General features: G+C 66.6%; 18 protein-coding genes and 1 tRNA gene. 6 read left to right on the forward strand and 13 right to left on the reverse strand.

All coding sequences use genetic code 11. From position 1 onward, the window contains the following. The 5 genes from KAY22_RS14775 to KAY22_RS14795 form a co-directional block, all read right to left on the reverse strand. The coding region (locus KAY22_RS14775) for an SDR family NAD(P)-dependent oxidoreductase (protein ID WP_296624183.1) at positions 1-656 on the reverse strand (656 nt) is incomplete at its 3' end. Between the two features lie 92 nt (positions 657-748). Then, complete coding sequence (gene maiA, locus KAY22_RS14780) at positions 749-1390, reverse strand: maleylacetoacetate isomerase (protein ID WP_296624184.1); 642 nt, start codon at positions 1388-1390, stop codon at positions 749-751. 463 nt (positions 1391-1853) lie between these two features. Further along, positions 1854-4097 carry a TonB-dependent receptor gene (locus tag KAY22_RS14785; protein WP_296624185.1) on the reverse strand — a complete coding sequence of 748 codons (2244 nt, stop codon included), beginning with the start codon at positions 4095-4097 and terminating at the stop codon, positions 1854-1856. A 136-nt stretch (positions 4098-4233) separates the two neighbouring features. After that, positions 4234-5061, reverse strand: a complete 828-nt coding sequence (locus KAY22_RS14790) for a hypothetical protein (RefSeq protein ID WP_296624186.1) — start codon at positions 5059-5061, stop codon at positions 4234-4236. Positions 5062-5100: 39 nt separating this feature from the next. After that, positions 5101-6054 (reverse strand): LysR substrate-binding domain-containing protein, encoded by a 954-nt coding sequence (locus KAY22_RS14795; RefSeq protein ID WP_296624187.1) that lies wholly within the window; start codon positions 6052-6054, stop codon positions 5101-5103. A gap of 133 nt (positions 6055-6187) precedes the next feature. Between KAY22_RS14795 and KAY22_RS14800 the strand changes: the two genes are divergently transcribed. The 4 genes from KAY22_RS14800 to KAY22_RS14815 are packed head-to-tail and all read left to right on the forward strand — an operon-like array spanning position 6188 to position 8840. Beyond that, positions 6188-7372 (forward strand): class I SAM-dependent methyltransferase, encoded by a 1185-nt coding sequence (locus KAY22_RS14800; RefSeq protein WP_296624188.1) that lies wholly within the window; start codon positions 6188-6190, stop codon positions 7370-7372. Then, positions 7372-7686: a hypothetical protein gene (locus KAY22_RS14805; protein ID WP_296624189.1), complete on the forward strand. Its 315-nt coding sequence runs from the start codon at positions 7372-7374 to the stop codon at positions 7684-7686. The genes KAY22_RS14800 and KAY22_RS14805 overlap by 1 nt, the downstream gene beginning before the upstream one ends. A gap of 18 nt (positions 7687-7704) precedes the next feature. Next, positions 7705-8007, forward strand: coding sequence for an REDY-like protein HapK (locus tag KAY22_RS14810; protein WP_296624190.1), 303 nt, complete (start codon positions 7705-7707; stop codon positions 8005-8007). Further along, a complete protein-coding gene (locus tag KAY22_RS14815) occupies positions 8004-8840 on the forward strand; it encodes an SDR family NAD(P)-dependent oxidoreductase (protein WP_296624191.1) in 837 nt (278 codons plus the stop codon). The genes KAY22_RS14810 and KAY22_RS14815 overlap by 4 nt, the downstream gene beginning before the upstream one ends. On the opposite strand, the gene KAY22_RS14820 is transcribed toward KAY22_RS14815, so the two are convergent. Next, positions 8809-10176 (reverse strand): MmgE/PrpD family protein, encoded by a 1368-nt coding sequence (locus KAY22_RS14820; protein ID WP_296624192.1) that lies wholly within the window; start codon positions 10174-10176, stop codon positions 8809-8811. The two genes, KAY22_RS14815 and KAY22_RS14820, sit on opposite strands and share 32 nt — an antisense overlap. An 83-nt stretch (positions 10177-10259) precedes the next feature. Between KAY22_RS14820 and KAY22_RS14825 the strand changes: the two genes are divergently transcribed. After that, entirely contained in the window at positions 10260-11636 is a 1377-nt protein-coding gene (locus KAY22_RS14825; protein ID WP_296624193.1) for an FAD-dependent oxidoreductase, read from the forward strand. Positions 11637-11686: 50 nt separating this feature from the next. After that, a tRNA-Pro gene (locus KAY22_RS14830) sits at positions 11687-11763 on the forward strand. An 8-nt stretch (positions 11764-11771) separates the two neighbouring features. Here the strand turns inward: KAY22_RS14830 and KAY22_RS14835 are convergent. The 7 genes from KAY22_RS14835 to KAY22_RS14865 all read right to left on the reverse strand — a co-directional run. After that, positions 11772-12452, reverse strand: coding sequence for a Fe-Mn family superoxide dismutase (locus tag KAY22_RS14835; RefSeq protein ID WP_296624194.1), 681 nt, complete (start codon positions 12450-12452; stop codon positions 11772-11774). Between the two features lie 148 nt (positions 12453-12600). Then, a complete protein-coding gene (locus tag KAY22_RS14840) occupies positions 12601-13032 on the reverse strand; it encodes a hypothetical protein (RefSeq protein ID WP_296624195.1) in 432 nt (143 codons plus the stop codon). Positions 13033-13135: 103 nt separating this feature from the next. Further along, on the reverse strand, positions 13136-13294 hold the full coding sequence (locus tag KAY22_RS14845) for a DUF465 domain-containing protein (protein WP_296624196.1): 159 nt from the start codon (positions 13292-13294) through the stop codon (positions 13136-13138). A 197-nt stretch (positions 13295-13491) separates the two neighbouring features. Continuing rightward, positions 13492-13686 carry a hypothetical protein gene (locus tag KAY22_RS14850; protein WP_296624197.1) on the reverse strand — a complete coding sequence of 65 codons (195 nt, stop codon included), beginning with the start codon at positions 13684-13686 and terminating at the stop codon, positions 13492-13494. Positions 13687-13783: 97 nt separating this feature from the next. After that, positions 13784-14152: an EthD domain-containing protein gene (locus tag KAY22_RS14855; protein WP_296624198.1), complete on the reverse strand. Its 369-nt coding sequence runs from the start codon at positions 14150-14152 to the stop codon at positions 13784-13786. Positions 14153-14230: 78 nt separating this feature from the next. Beyond that, a complete protein-coding gene (locus KAY22_RS14860) occupies positions 14231-15553 on the reverse strand; it encodes an ectonucleotide pyrophosphatase/phosphodiesterase (RefSeq protein ID WP_296624199.1) in 1323 nt (440 codons plus the stop codon). 2 nt (positions 15554-15555) lie between these two features. Then, on the reverse strand, positions 15556-16190 hold a 635-nt coding region (locus KAY22_RS14865; RefSeq protein WP_296624200.1), incomplete at its 5' end, for a TonB-dependent receptor.

Genomic DNA, 16190 nt, shown 5'->3' on the forward strand with positions numbered 1-16190 from the left:
GTGTTGATGCCGCCCGGATGGACCGAGGCGGCGCGGATGCCGCGTCCGCGGTGGCGGCGGTCGAACTCGACCGCGAACAGCGCATTGGCCGTCTTGGCGGCGCCATAAGCGCGCCACGGATCATAAGGCGTCGTCTCGAAATTGGGATCGTCGAGATCGATATCGGAGAAATGATGCGCGCCGGAGGACAGGCCGACGAAGCGCCCCCCGTCGACGATCAGCGGCGCGATCCGGTTCACGAACAGGAAATGGCCGAGATGATTGGTGCCGAACTGCAGCTCGAAGCCATCGGCGGTGCGGCCTTCGGGAGTCGCCATGATGCCGGCATTGGCGATGACAGCATCGAAGCGACGGCCGTCTGCAAGAAGGCGATCGGCGGCGGCGCGGACGCTGGCGAGCGAGGCGAGGTCGAGCTGGAGCAGCTCGAAGCTGCCGGTGCCGTTTTCAGCGGCCGCGCGCACCTCGGCGGTAGCGGACTCCGCCTTGGCAAGATCCCGCGCTGCGCCGACCACCGCCGCGCCATGTGCCACAAGCGCGCGGGCCGTCTCGACCCCGAGTCCGGCGGAAACACCAGTCACCAGATAGCGCTTGCCCGTGAGGTCGACGCCGTCGAGCACCTCGTCCGTGGTCGTCGTCGCGCCGAAACCGTCCGCCATTCTCCATCTCCTTTTATGTCCGTCGGCGGGACTGCCGCCCGCCTGTCGCCGCTATGCCCCGCCTCGGACGCTAGGGAAAGCGCCTTGCCGGCTCAGGCTGCATCAGGCTGGAGCGAGGGATGCGCACGCTGGAAAGCGTCGATCGCCCCGCAACGGGCATCGATCGTCATCAGCATGTCGAGGCCATCGAGATCGCAGTTGAAGCGCCGCGCGTTGAACAGCTGTGGCACGAGACAGCAGTCGGCGATGCCGGGCGTATCGCCACACAGGAAGCGCCCCGCGCGCCCACTGGCACGGACGAAGGCTTCAAGCCTTTCGAGACCGTCACGCACCCAATGGCGATACCAGGCGTCGATCTGCTCCTGATCCTGCCCCAATTCGCTCTTGAGGTGGCGCAGGACGCGGAGATTGGCGAGCGGGTGGATGTCGCACGCGATCAGTTGCGCGGCTGCGCGGACATAAGCGCGGGCTGCGGGATCGAACGGCAATAGAGGCGGCTCCGGATGAACCTCCTCCAGATATTCGATGATCGCCAGCGACTGGACGAGCGTACCGTCCTCGTCGGTCTCCAGCGCCGGGAGCAGTCCCTGCGGATTCACGCGTGCTCGATAGGTCGGCAGCGCCTCGCTGCCGAGCAGGTTGACCGGCGACTGGTCGACCCCGATCTCCTTGAGATTGAGTGCGATCCGCACCCTATAGGCGGCGGAAGACCTGAAATACCCGAACAGCTTCACGACAGCCTCCGTCCCGGATCCCAGCCCCATAGCCGGATCGCAAGCCCTCAAGGCCCGGTGGTACGAAGATGCGAAACATTTGCAATCCGGTAGTGTAACGGAATCGGATCAAGCTGGGACAGCCCGAGGCTCATGCCCGCAGTCCGTGGGGGATCGGGCTACATCCGCACGCGTCCCCCTGGAACGTGAAGGAGAACCATCGAAAGGATGGTGGAGGGGCCGCTGCCCGCCGTTCCGGCGCCAAGCACCTGAATGCGTTTCTGTCCTTCCGCCAGCTATCCCGCTTCCCTTCCCCATGCCGGGGAGGAGCTTGGAGTAGGGCTTGCAAAGGCCTCCGGGGCCATGATCCGGCGACAGGATCCGCTAAAGTCCTACGTTGTCCACGAACGCGCCTTCGTCGACGAACTGCCCGACTGAACGAAGGGGACGGCGGATCTCCGTTGGATCCGCCGCCCGCACGGGATCAGAATTTGTAGCCGACAGTCAACTGCCAGGTCCGCGGCATGTTGTAGAAGGCGAAGCCTGGCGGGAAGTTGCTGGCGACGAACAGATTGTTGAAGCAGTTCGCGCATTCGATCGAGGCCTTCCACGGCCCGTCCTGCGGCTTGAGCGTCAGGCTCGCGCCGACCAGCCATTCGCCGTCGACATAGTCGAGCGGGACACCCGCCGTGCCGACCGTGTTGCGCGACTGATAGGAGGCATTGGCGGCCGGGGTCAGGTAGAAATCGCCGATCGGCATGTCATAGGCGCCACCGAAGGCGGTGGTGAACTTCGGCGTCCGCTGGGGCTGTGCCAGATTGCCGTTCGGATCAACGATGCCCTGTCCGCAGCTGGCGACGACACCGGCGCGGCACGAGGCCTGCTGGGCGCTGATCGTCGGGTCGGGGTTCAGATATTTGGCGCGCTGCAGGCCGATATTGGCGAACAGCGACAGACCGCGCACCGGTGCCCAGACCAGTTCGGATTCGAGACCGTAGTTGCGGAAGTCCGACCCGTTCTGGGTCACGAAGTTGATCGCCCCGGTGCTGTCGACGAAGCCGAGCGGAACCTGGAAGCCCTTCACGTCGGTGTAGAAGAAGGTCGTGTTGAAGCGCAGCGTGCGATCGAGCAGCTCGGTGCGGAAGCCGCCTTCATAGGACCAGACCTTCTCCGGCCCGAATTGCAGGAAATTTTCTGCCGAGAGCGAGCGGGCGTTCCAGCCGCCCGAACGGAAGCCGCGCGTCGCTGAGGCGAACAGCATCACGTCCTGCATCGGTCGATATTCGACCGCGAAGCGCGGGGTGAACTGCTTGGTGCGGTCGCGCAGCGGGATGCCGGCGGCGGAGATATCGGCCGAGCCATAAGGCACGCCGGCCAGCGCCGGATTGGCATTGGGGGTGACGCCGACGGTCTTCTTCTCGCTGGTATAGCGTCCCCCCACCGTCACCGTCAGGCTGTCGACCGGCTTCCAGTCGAACTGGAGATAGGCGGCCGGGGCCGAGGTCTTGTTCTTGAGGACGCGGTCGGCAAGCACCAGCGGCAGGCCGACGGTGCCCAGGTCGAGCGTGAAGACGTCGGCGAAGTCGGTGCTGTTGTCCTCGTGGATGTAGAACAGACCAGCGGTATATTGCAGGCCCTCGGCGATCTTGCCGTTGATCTTCACTTCCTGCGAGAACTGCTTGAAGCGCCCGGTGTTGGCCAGCGCGAAGCCGCCGGTCGAATATTTTCCGTCGAACACGTCCGACAGATAATCCTGCTTAAGGTCGCGATAGCCGGTGATCAGCGCGAGCGTCGCTTCGCCGAGATCGATCTGGACGTTCGAGGAGAAGGACAGGCTCTTCGTCACATTCTTGAGGTGGAAATTCGCCTTCCGGCCCGCGACGAGCCCGGCGAGGCCGGCAGTCTTGGTGCTGAGGCCCGTATTGTTGAACAGGTCGCCGCCGACCTTCACCGACGGCAGGTTGAGCGTATTGTCGCGGACATAGTCGGCCGACAGGTCCCAGGTGACCGTGTCGGTCGGCAGCAGGCGGACCGCGCCGCGCAGGCCGAAGCTCTTGGTGCCGTTGTTCTTCTCGCCCGTCGTCAGATTCTTGACATAGCCGTCCGCCTCGGTCGCGAAGCCCGAGATCTTGGTGAGGACCTTGTCGCTGATCGGCGCATCGACCGACCCCCGAACGATCCACTTGTCATAGGCGCCATAGCCGGCCTCGACATAGCCGCCGAAGCTGTCCGCCGGCTTCTTGAGGACGACGTTGATCGCGCCGCCGGTGGTGTTGCGGCCGAACAGCGTGCCCTGCGGGCCGCGCAGCACCTCGATCCGGTCGACGTCGAAGAAGGCGAAGTTATTGGCGTTCTGCCGGCTGACATAGATGTCGTCGACATAGGTGCCGACCGGCGGATCGAAAGTCGCGATCGACTCGGTGTTGCCGAGACCGCGGATGAAATAGCTGTTGGCCGAACCGATGCCGACATTGGTCGCGCCGACCATGTTGGGCACCATGCGGGGAATGTCGATCGTCGTGCGAATCTGTTTGGCGGCGAGTTCCTGGCCCGAAAAGGCCGAGACCGCGATCGGCACATCCTGCAGGCTTTGCTGGCGACGCTGCGCGGTAACGACGATCTCCCCGAGGGCACTGCCGTCGGTCGCCTCGTCCGAAGCTCCCGCCTGCTGCGCCACCGAGGGCGATGCCGTCAGGGCAAGCCCGGCGACCGCAACAGAAGCATGCAACCACATTCCCAATCGACGCATGAGCGTATCCCCTTGGCAGGCGGCTGATGCCGCTTTTGTCGGTTACAAGCTGTCAAAGTCTTTTACGGTCGTCCTACACTTTTTTGTTGTTTTGATGTCGGTCAAGGTCGGGTGGTCAGGGCCTGATCTCGATCCACTCCCCCGCGCCACCGATCAGGCGCTCAATCTCGCCAGCCGTTCCGCCGTGGAAATGCGCGATCGCGATCCCGCTGGGCAAGCCGATCGAGGAGGCCGGACGATCGATCGCACTGGCGGGAAAATCGTCGATCTCGATCAGACTCGCCTCGTCGAACGCGACCGTCGCCAGCCGGTGGCGGTGCGCGCGGTCGATCCCGTGCGCATCCGACAATACCTCGATTCGCGCCTCGAAGATCGGGCTGAGCGCCCGCCCGCGCTCGACATAGGAGCGCGCCGCCGCGTCGATCCCACGCGACCCCATCACCAGGATGAAGGGCTGGCCGACGAAACTCTTCGCCTCGGGCAGGTCGAAGCCCGGCACCGGCTCGGCCACTTCGGTCAGGTAGAGGACTTCGCCGCCGGGCCCGGTCGCCTGCATCGCCTTGATCTTGTCCGTGAAATCGAAGTCCAGCACGGCGGGCGCGCCGATGATCGCGAAGGGGGAAGCCGGGTCGGCCAGCCGGGTGGCCAGCGCCTCGACGTCCTGAACGATGATCTCGATCGCCGCCCAGCCGAGCGCGCCCATCGGCCGATAGGCGGGATCGGGCGCACCTTCGACAAGCCGCAGGAAGCGCGCCTCGCCGCTTTCGGGGGTCAGCATGGATGCGCGGGCCCCGGCCGCCTGGGGAATGTTCCAGGCTGCGGCCTCTGCCGCATCGAAAATGGCGACCGGCGCGGGCCGATAGCCCAGCCAGTCGCGATAGGCCGCGATGGCGACATCGAGATCGGGCACGACGATGGTGGCACCGGCAAGCGACTTGATCATGGGAAAACCTCTTGAGACGGCCGACAGCGGCCGGGACGATCAGGGGAAGGCGGGGGTCGCAAGGTCGGCCGGGCTGCCATAGGCGCGCTCGGCCTCGAAGGTGATTTCCTCGGTCAGCCGCGCGGCAGCCGGGCTGAGCTTCACGTCGCGCCGCGTGATCAGGCAGGCATGACGCAGGATGGTGGTTTCGGTGAGGTCGAGTGTCACCAGCGCACCGAACTCGATCAGCGTACCGACCATGTCGGGCGACACGGTGATGATATAATCGTCGTCGATGCACAGCCACGAACCGACCGTCACCGCGTCGCTGCGGATGATGCGCTTGGGCGAGGGCAGCTTGGCGCGCATGTGCGCGACCTGGATCGCCTCGTAGATATCGCCGCGAAAGGCCGGCATCATCCAGGTGAAGTCCTGCAGATCGCGCAGCGCCAGTTCGCGGGCGCCGGCCAGCGGATGATTCTTGCGCACCGCCAGCACGTCGCGAATCTCGAACAAGTGCCGGAAGTCGAGCAGATCGGCATGGGCGGGGTCATGGCTCGGCCCCCCGCAGACGAAATCGACCTCGCCCAACATGAGCTTCTCGATCATCATCTCGGTATAGCCTTCAACAAGACGGATTTGTACGTCTGGCTGCTGGCGATGATAGCGCCGAATCGCGGTGGCGACGTGGCGGCCCGTCATCGTCTCACCGATGCCGATCGTCACCGACCCGCCGCGCGCATCGCGCAGCAACTCGATTTCGCTCGCCATCCGCTCCGCCAAAGCGAGCTGGGTCCGCGCACGCGCCAGCAGCAGCCGGCCGAATACGGTCAGGCTAGGGCGGCCGCCGCGCTTCCGGTCGAGGAAGCGCACGCCGGCCGACTCTTCCATGCGGGCGATCGAACTGCTCAGTGCCTGCTGCGTGACATTCAGCTTCTGCGCGGCGTCGATGAATGTGCCTTCCTCGACCAGCGTGACGAACCGTCGCAACTGGATGAGCTCGATGTCGTGCATCTGATATCCAACTTATTTGTTATTTCGGCCAACTAGCCATTGATAGTCTGTTTTTGATGTTTCCGGTCGGCCCGTCAAGCCCAGCACGCTGAGCCTCTCGCCGCCCGCCTTCGAACCGCTGAGGGGACAATCGATGGTACTGCAACTCAAGCATGCGATGCGCCCGCACCAGGCGGCCGAGGATATCGCCCGCGGGCGCTTCGTGTCGGGCCTGCGCTCCTTCATCCTGAACGACCTCGCGCAGGACATGCGCCAGGCCTATGACGAGCGCGTCGCCCCCGCCTTCGAAAAGGCGCATGGCCGCCCCCCCGAGAGCAGTGCAGAGGTTCACAAGGCGATGCGCGCCGATCCGGCGTTCAAGGTGTACAGCGCCTGCCGCGTGCGCGCCCAGTCGATGGTGTGGGATGCAGTGACGCCGGTGGTGCAGCGCGAGCGCGCCAAATTGGAAGCCGCCGCAAACGACAGCGGTGCCGCAGCCGCAGTCAAGCTGGCGCCCGAGATGGAACTGCCCCGCAACGTGACCGGCCTCGACGTGCATCTGATGCCCGGCGGCTATGCGGGCGATACCGATTTCCCGATGGCGGCGGGGGCCGTCTATGATCAGGGGCTCGCCATCTTCTCGATGGGGCTGATGGGGCAGAATCTCGACGATATCGGCCTGTCGATGTCGACCTATGTCCGCAATGCCTTCCCCGACTTCAAGCCGGCCCGCATCCTCGATGTCGGTTGCACGATCGGTCACAACAGCTTGCCCTGGAAACAGGCCTATCCCGACGCCGACGTCCACGCCGTCGACGTTGCCGCAGGCGGCCTCCTTTATGGTGCGACCCGGGCAAAACTGCAGGGCCTCGACGTCGCCTTCCACCAGATGAACGCGGAAGCGCTCGACTTCCCCGATGCGAGCTTCGATCTCGTCTTCTCGTCGATGTTCCTCCACGAGCTGTCGGCCAAGACGCGCCGCGCCTTCTTCCGCGAGGCCCGGCGCCTGTTGCGGCCGGGCGGGCTGCTGCTCAACATGGAGCTGCCGCCGAACAGCCAGATGGGCGCCTTCGAGGGATTCTATCTCGACTGGGACTGCTATTATAACGAGGAGCCCTTCTACAAAGGCTTCCGCGACGAGGACCCGCGCGCGCTGTGCCGCGACGGCGGATTTGCCGACGAGGATTATGTCCAGTTCGTCACCCCCAGCCTGGGAATCTACGGCGCCGATGCCATTGCAACGGCTGCGGCCACCGATCCGCTGGCGGTGAACAGCGAGACCACCGGCCGCCTGGCCGAGGGCGTCAACTGGTTCGGATTCGGAGCATGGAAGCGATAATGAGCGAAGCCCTGCGCCCCGAAGACGCCCCGCCGTCGATCTACGGCCCCGATGGCCGGCCGCAATTCTTTTCCGATCCGGCGATGGATCGCTTCGTGCCGGTCGTCCTGAACCTCGCTTCCGAATTGTGGGTGCAGGCCGAGACGATCGCCAATCTTCGCGCCTTGCTGGAGGAGAAAGGCATCGCCACGACCGGTCAGATCGACGCCATCGCCGAGGCGAGCGCCTCCGACCCCGATCGCGAGGCGGCACTTCGCGCCTTCATCGACCGCATCTTCACCCCTCTGCGCGAAGCCCCCGGCGTCGCGGCCTGATCCCGGAAAGGAAGATCCATGCGCCTGATCGTGCTCGTCACGCTGAAGGATGGCGTCAGCCATGAAGACTATCAGGCCTGGGCGAAGAGCACCGACCTGCCGACCGTCCGCGCCTTGCCGTCAATCGCCGGCTTCGACCTGTTCCGCGCCACCGGCCTGCTCGGCGGCGGCAAGGCGCCCTATGACTATGTCGAAATCATCGACATAGGCGACATGGACGCCTTCGGCAGCGACGTCGCCCGACCCGAGATGCAGGCGATCGCTGCGCAGTTCGCGGCCTTCGCCGACACCGTCTTCATCACCACCGAGCCCGTCGCATGAACAGACCGCTGCACGGACGCACCGCCGTCGTCACCGGTGCAGGGCGCCTCGAAGGCCTTGGTGCCGCCATCGCCCGGCGGCTGGCCGCCGATGGCGCGGCGGTGGTCATCTCCGACCTCGGCCGTCCGGTCGATGCGGCGACGCCCGGGTCGATGATCGGTGCGAGCGAGGAAATGGAGGCGGTCGCCGAGGCGATCCGCGCCGATGGCGGTATCGCTTCGACCTGCGTCTGCGATGTCCGCCGCTGGGCCGATGTCGCCGCGCTGGCGGACCATGCGGTGGCGACTCATGGCTCGCTCGACATCTGGGTCAACAATGCCGGCATCGGTTACATCATGAAGCCGCTGCTCGAGGTCGAACCCGACGACTGGCAGGCGGTGATCGACGTCAACCTGACCGGCAGCTTCCACGGCATCAAGGCGGCTGCGCAGAAGATGGTGGCCGCAGCCCGCGGCGGGCGCATCATCAATATCGCCAGCCAGGCGGCCAAGTCGGGTTTTCCCTTCGCCCAGGCCTATTGCTCGTCCAAGCATGGACTGGTCGGCCTCGTCCGCTCCGCCGCTATCGAACTCGGCAAGCACGGCATCACCGTCAACAATGTCTGCCCAAACCATGTGACGACCGGGCTCGGTGCCTGGCAGAACAGCTATTTCGCCGAAAAGTCGGGCCTGTCGGTCGAGGACTATCTGGCGCAGATGGCCGCGCGCATCCCGATGGGACGGCCCGGCCTGCCCGAGGACACGGCCAATGCGGTCGCCTTCCTCGCCTCGGACCAGGCGCATTACATCACCGCCGAAAGCCTCAATGTCTCGGGCGGCGAAGAACCGCATTGATCGCCGCGCCGGCATCGGCCTCCCCAGGCAGCCGGTCGAACAGCGCCGCAAGGTCCTCGTGAACCTGCTCCATCCCCGCAAAGGCAAGGCATCCGCGCGCCTTGTCGAGATGCTGCTCCCGGCTGAGCGGCCATCCGGGCGAACCGAACTGCCGCGCGACTTTCACCTCGAGCACTCGGCCGTCGCGGAGCCAGGCGGTCGCCGTCGCGGGGGCGAAAGCGGCGGGATCGGGATTGTCGTCGGTCTCGACCGAGATGCGCCCGGCAAGCGCCAGCAGCGCCGGATCGTTCAGCCGCTCGACGCGGAAGTCGTCGAGTCCTACCGTCCCGCGTTCAAGCACGACGGCCCCCAGCCAGGTGAAGCACAGCCGTGCATAGGCCGGCCCCATATCCGCGACCGCCGGCCGACCGACGAGCCGACCGATCAGCGAGGGCGCGCGATAGACGAGGCGGTCGAGTTGGTCGGCGGTGAGGCCATGTTCGCGCATGAGCATCTGTGTGGCAACGATCGCGCCATGCGCCGCGCGGCCGGTGGGAAAAGGCTTCCAGCTGACCTCGGTTATGCGATGCCCCTCGGTCAGCGCGCGGTGCAGGCGCGAGACGTCATGGCCCGCTTCGAACAGGGTCAGATAGCCGAACGGGCCCTCGATCGAATCGAGCGGTCCGGGCAGGCCGGCGCAAGCGAGGTCGATCGCCATGATCGCCGAACGGGCAGCCTGCGCAATCTGCAGCGGCAGCGTCGGCTTGCCCTCGACATGCGCCTGCATCGTTCCGGCGGCGAAGGCCAGCGCATAGCCGATCGCGTTGCGCGTGGTCCCCTCATCCTCGCCGCGCAGGCTGGCGAGCGCTGCGACCGATCCGAAGATGCCGGCGGTCGCGGGACGGAAGAAGCGCAGCGGGGTCGTCGCGGCCAGGCCCAGCCCGGCCGCCACGTCGACACCCGCGACCAGCGCCGTCAACAATTGTTCGCCGCTGCGGGACGGCCCCCTGTCGAGTTCGGCGAGGAGCGCCGCGACCATCGTGGCCAGCGGATGGACCACGGCGGGTTCGTGGACGCAGTCATATTCCTGGGCGTGGATCTGGAAGGCGTTGACGAAGGCCGCGTCGGCCGGGGGAAGCGCCTCGTTCCGCCCCAATATGCCGCATGGGCCGTGCGCCCCGCCATTGCCGGCCCGCGCCGCCTGCAAGACCGCATCGGCATAGGGCGCCCGCACGCCCGCCAGCCCGACGCACAGCGTATCGTGCAGAAAAGTTGCCGCTGCGACCCGCGCGGCGCTATCGATCCCCGACCAGCGGAGCTTCGTTGCATGATGGGCGATAAGCGACGATGCATCCATGAAAAGCCTCCTGGGTCGAACCGGGACTATCCGTTTCACCCCTGCCGCGCCCAACAGATAAAAATTGCAAAGGACCTGACCGCATGACGTTGCTCGCCGCCGCCCAGGCCGATTTCCCGCTACACATGCCCGTGATCGTCGCCGGCGGCGGTGCCTGCGGGCTGGTCGCAGCCCTCGCTGCGCATGATGCGGGCGCCGAGGTGGTGGTGATCGAGCGCGATCCGGTCCCGCGCGGCAGCACCAGCATGTCGCTGGGTGCGGTCTGCGCGTCGGGGACCGCCGACCAGCGGCGGCTGGGCGTCGACGACGATGCCGACCGTTTTGCCGCCGACGTGATGGAGAAGACGCGCGGCACCGCCGATCCGGCGCTCGCCCGCGCGGTCGGGCAGCTGTCGGGCGAGGCGATCGACTGGCTGCGCGAGGCGCATGGCGTCGAACTGTCGCTCGATCCGAACTGGCCCCCGGCCTTCGGGCACAGCCGGATGCGGATGCATGTCTCGCCCGGCCGCAGCGGTGCCGACCTGATGGACCGGTTGATCGCCGCCTGCGACCGCGCCGGCATCCCGATCGTCACCAGTGCGACGCTCGAATCCCTGTTCGTCGAGGGCAAGCGCGTGACCGGCGTGCGCTATGCGCGGCCCGACGGCAGCCGCGAGGATATCGGCTGCGGCGCCCTGATCCTCGCCACCTGCGGTTTCGGTGGCAATCATGCGATGATCGCAAAGCACATTCCGGCGATGCGCGAGGCGCGCTATTTCGGCTGGGAGGGCAATCAGGGCGACGGCATCCTGCTGGGCGAGGCGATGGGCGCGGCACTGGCCGACATGGACGCCTATCAGGGGCTGGGCCTGCTCGCCGAACCCGCCGGGATCGACCTCAATCCGCGCTTCCTGATCGAGGGCGGCGTACAGGTGAACCGGCTCGGCCAGCGATTCTCGAACGAACTGGACGACGTGTCGGGCCAGGGCGCGCGCGTCATCGCCCAGCCGGGCGGCACCGCCTGGGTGATCTATGACGAGCGCATTCACCGCTCCTGCTTCGACCTGCCGCAATATGTCGCGCTGCGCGAAGTGGGCGGGGTGCAGAGCGCCGACACGCTCGACGCGCTTGCGTCCCGCGCCGGCATCGACCCGGCAGGGCTGGCCGAAACGCTCGCCGCCATTCCGCAAGGCGGAGTCGATCCCTGGGGCCGCCGCTTCGACACGCCGCCGCTCGCCGCACCCTTCTATGCTGTCCGCGTCTCCGGCGCGCTGTTCCACACCCAGGGCGGCCTCGCCATCGACACCGGCGGCCGGGTGCTGGACGAGGAAGGCAACCCCTTCCCCAATCTGCTCGCAGGCGGCGGCGCCGCGCGGGGCATCAGCGGCAAGGGTCCGTCGGGCTATCTGCCCGGCGCCGGCCTGAGCAGCGCGATCGCCCTGGGCCTCGCCTGCGGCCGCACCGCCGCGACGCTCGCCTGATCCGATCGCCGCTTGCGACCGGCGGGCCCAGCGACTAAGGCGGGCCCCGTCGGGGAGTAGCGCAGTCTGGTAGCGCATCTGCTTTGGGAGCAGAGGGTCGCAGGTTCGAATCCTGTCTCCCCGACCATTCCCACCTCAGCCCCGCGCCACCTGCGCAAACAGCCGGTCTGCATTGGTCCAGTCGGTCGCGGCCATGAAGGCGTCGACATAGGCGGCGGCCTTCGCGCCATAGTCGATCGCATAGGCATGTTCGTACATGTCGAGCGCCAGCAGCGGGGTACCGCCCGCCAGCGTCATGCTGTGGTCGGCCGCCCATTGGTTGACGAGGCGTCCGTCGCGCCCGCTCCAGGTCAGCAAGACCCAGCCCGATCCGCCGCCCAGCGCCTTGCCCATAGCAGCGAATTCGGCCGACCAGCGCGCGTGGCTGCCAAAGTCGCGCTCGATCGCGGCCGAAAGGGCGGGACCGGGTCGGTTCCCCCGGCCGAGCCCGGCGAAATAGAGTTCGTGGAGGATCATCGAGTTCCACGCGATCAGCTCCTCGCGCTTCAGCCCGTTGAGCAGGAAGCCCGGTGCGGTGGCCATGTCGAGCGCGGCAAGATCCTGCCGGATCGCGCCGAGCCGCTTCACTGCACCGATGTAATTATTGTCGTGATGGCTGGTCAGCAGCTTCGCCGAAAGCCCTGCGATGCTGCCCGGATCGAAGGGCAAGGGGCGCGGGGCAAAGCCGGGAGCGGTGGCCTGGGCGGCCAGCGGCCTCGTTACAGCAGCACCGGCAACCAGGCCGGCGGCCATCAGGGTCCTGCGATCGATCGACATGGCATGTCTCCTCCAAGGGGAACGGGCGGAGGATAGCCGGAAAAGCGCGACGTACCAGCCGCACGATCGGTCAGCGAAGGTGACGACGGCGGGCGCCTTGCCGCCGCCGGATGGATATTCCGGCGGCGGGTCGGAGTGGCTGTCGGCCTCAGTTGGTCAGCGCGGTCATCCGGTCGATTTCGGCCAGCAGGATCGGACGATCGGCCTCCATCGCGGCTGCAAGATGCTGCTCATGCCGCTCGGCCAGCGCCGCGACCTCCTTGGCGATGGCGCGCTTGCCGGTCTGGCACGAGCCAGCCCGGCTGCCTGATGCCACCGGCTCGGTCGAGAAGCTGCGCGATGCCATCAGGCCGGAACCGTGCTGGGCCTGCCGTTCGACCGCCAGGCTGGCGGTCCAGGCGCAGCGCAGGGTGGAGGGCCGGCCGCCGGGGCCGGCCATGCCGACCTCCTTGTGGCGGACATGGACATGTCCGCGATAGTCAGCGGTGACAGGACCGGCGGCGTGATCGACGGTGCGGGTCGCAGCATGGGCCGGGGTGGCGGTGGCGACGGCGAGCGAAAGGGCGAAAATGGAAAACATGGGTCTGTTCCTCGATGCGTGTGAAAATCCGGTCCCGCCCCGCCTTTGCCGTGCGGTGACTGGGTGACGGTTTTGCGTTATCGGCTTGGAAGGTGGCCCGTCTCTAGCGGGGCGCCCCGAAATGGAGTCGGTCCTTCACCCGCAACCGCGCGCGCTTGAGCCGCGCAAGCCGGTCACCATCGGGGAAGCGTCGCTTCGTTTCGCGAAGAATATGGTCGTCCAGAAGCTTGTGGTGCTGCTGAAGACGGTCGGACATCGTCATTGCCTCTCTCCAATCGAAGATTGAAAGATCGGGCTGCAGCGACGGTAGGAGGTTCAAGACCAGGCCTGCATCGAGACAACCCGATGCGGTCCGACATCACGCTTTCGGAAAAGCGCCAGAGGGGCCCGGCCCGCATGACCAACATAGGACGGGCTCGCGGATCGTCAAGAGGAAGAGCGCCGACGAGGCATCTCCGCTCAGAACAAGAGCAATTGCTCGTCCTCATGCGTCAGCAGGCCGCGCACCTCCAGCGCCGCCTCGACCGCGCGTCGATAGTGGATCGTGCCGAAGCGTTCGGCCTGCTCGAAGCCGACCGGCGCGCATTCGTCGGTCGGGTAAACGGCGTCGTAAACGGCGCGGGCGGCGGCCCGCAGCCGTGCGTCATGGTCCATGTCGGCCTCCATCGGGATATCGGATGGCGACAGCATATGGAACAAATCAGGAACGATATTCAAGCCGATTCGGAGCGATCTCCGTGCCGGCCCCGGCTCAGGCCGGATCGGCGATACCCGGCGTCTCGATCTCGTCCGCCACAACATAGAAGCGGGTCGCCGAACGATCGAAGATCAACTCCTCGTCCTCGGCGATCTCCTGAGCGACCGCGTCGCTGGTCAGCCAGGCCATCGCCCCCTCGCAGGCCGCCTTGTCGGCATACCAGACCTCCAGCAGCACATGATGGTCGGCGCTTCCCGTCGCGTCGGGCGCGAAGGGTTCGATATAGCGCCGCTCATAGCGGATCGCGCGGCCCTGCAACACGCGCCGGCCGAGCAGCGCATGGCGCCCCTCATAGTCGCGCCGGAACTGCTCCAGGCTCAGATCGTCGCGCTTCCGCAACAGGGTCACCATCTTATAGGCCATAGGCTGCCTCTCCCGTCTTTTCTGGATCAGGCGATGATGGCGGGAAGCAGACGGGCCGCAACCCGGCTTTGCGCTAGGTCAGCGGATCGGGGGCAAGTCGGCCGTCGGCAGGGCGCCGCCCATGAGCTTCGCCAGCGTCGGCGCAATCGCGCGCATGTCGACCTCGCCGAGATCGCCCTTCCAGGGCAGCGCCTTGCCCCACAGGATCAGCGTCGAGCGCATCTCGGGATAGGCCGGATCATAGCCGTGCATACCCCTGGTCACCGAGGGCGCGGTCAACGGAGCGGCAGGGTCGCGACCGGTCTCGAAGCCGGGACGGAAGCTGATCCAGAAGTCGGCCTCCCGCGCTCCACCGCGGCGGGCGATCTCCGCGCGGTCGAGGATAGCGGCAATGCCGAGGCGCGGGTCCGCCTTCAGCCCGGAGAGCAGCTTGGCCACCTTGTCGCGCAGCGCCGGATCCTCACGGTTCGCGAGCATCACGCCTGCGCCGCCGCCGGCGAGCCAGGGCATTGCCTGCCAGTCCTTCACCTTGCCGCCTTCGAGCGTGATCAGCCCGGCCTGCAGGAAAGGCGCGAACAGGTTGACGTCGGTCGAGACTGGCAGGAAGCCGTGATCGGAAACGAGTGCGACGATCGTTTCCGGGTCGGCCGCCACCGCCGCTGCGGTCAGCCGCGCGATCATGCCGTCGATCCGTTCGAGCGCGGCGCGTGCCTCGGGGCTGTCGGGGCCATGCTCATGTTCGACATGGTCGAGGCCCGCCAGATAGACGGTGGTGAAACCCGGCTTGATCCGTTCGATCAGGGCTGCTGCGGCGTCGCTGCGCGCGGCGTCGGCGTCGACGCTTTCGTCGATCCCCTGCGGGAAAGCGGCGATCGCGCCCGGTGCGCTGTCGATCAGGCCCGGCGTCGCCAGCGCGCGCAGCAGCTTGCGGTCGTCTTCATGGCCGGTCCGCCAGATCTGCGGGATATTGGCATCGACCGGGGCCCCGACGCTGACCGGCCAATGGACGTTCAGCGTCTTGAGCCCGGCCTTGCGCGCCGCATCCCACAGCGTCGGCACGCGGATATCTTCGGCATACCAGTACCAGCCGGTCTGGTTGATGCCCCTGGGGTCGAAGGTCAGATTGTTGGAGATGCCGTGACGCGCCGGGCTGACGCCGGTGATCAGGGTCGTGTGGCTGGGATAGGTCAGGCTCGGCAGAACCCCGACCACGCCGCTGGCATGCGCGCCTTCGGCGGCCAGCTTGCGCAGCGCGGGGATCTTCAGTCCGCGTGCATCGGCCTGGGCGACGTCGCCCGGCCGAAGCCCGTCGACCGAGATCAGGAGAAGCGGGGCGGCTCCCACCCCGGCAGGCAGGACGGCCGCCGCGATCAGGCCCAGCCAGGGCAGGAACCGCCGCATGATCAGAAGACCTTCTTCACGGTGAAGAAGAAGCTCTGCGGCGCGCCGGCCAGCAGCGTCTGGTTGTCACCAGCATCGCCGAAACCGTTAGAACCGATCGTCGCGATGTACTTCTTGTCGAGCAGGTTGGTCGCGCTCGCACGCAGTTCGAGCCCGTCGAGGAAGCCGTCGCGGAAGGTGTAGCCGACCGAGGCGTCGAACAGCACCCGGCCGCCGACCGACTGGTCGTTGGTGTAGGTGAAGTAGCGGCGGCTCATATAGTCGGCGCCGAGGCGGGCGGAGATGGCGCCGTCGTCATAGACGATCTCGCCCTTCGCGAGATGCTCGGGCGTGTCGACCAGCGTCTTGCCCTTGATCGCCGACCGGATGGTGCCGTTGGCGTTGAGGACGTTATCCTCATAGGTCGAATGGTTGTAGCTGTAGGTGGCGAGCAGGCTGACCGCACCCATCAGGCGATATTGCAGCGCGGTCTCGAAGCCATAGGATTCGACGCCGCCTACATTCTGCAGCGTCGGCGGATTGCCGATGATGCCGGCGCCGTTCGCGAAGGACAGCAGACGGTTGTGGAACCTGGCATAATAGCCGCCGGCCGTGCCCGACAGCGCGCCATGACGGAAGCGGACGCCCGCCTCATAGG

It is taken from the genome of Rhizorhabdus sp., assembly GCF_018006725.1.
Taxonomy (GTDB): Bacteria; Pseudomonadota; Alphaproteobacteria; order Sphingomonadales; family Sphingomonadaceae; genus Rhizorhabdus.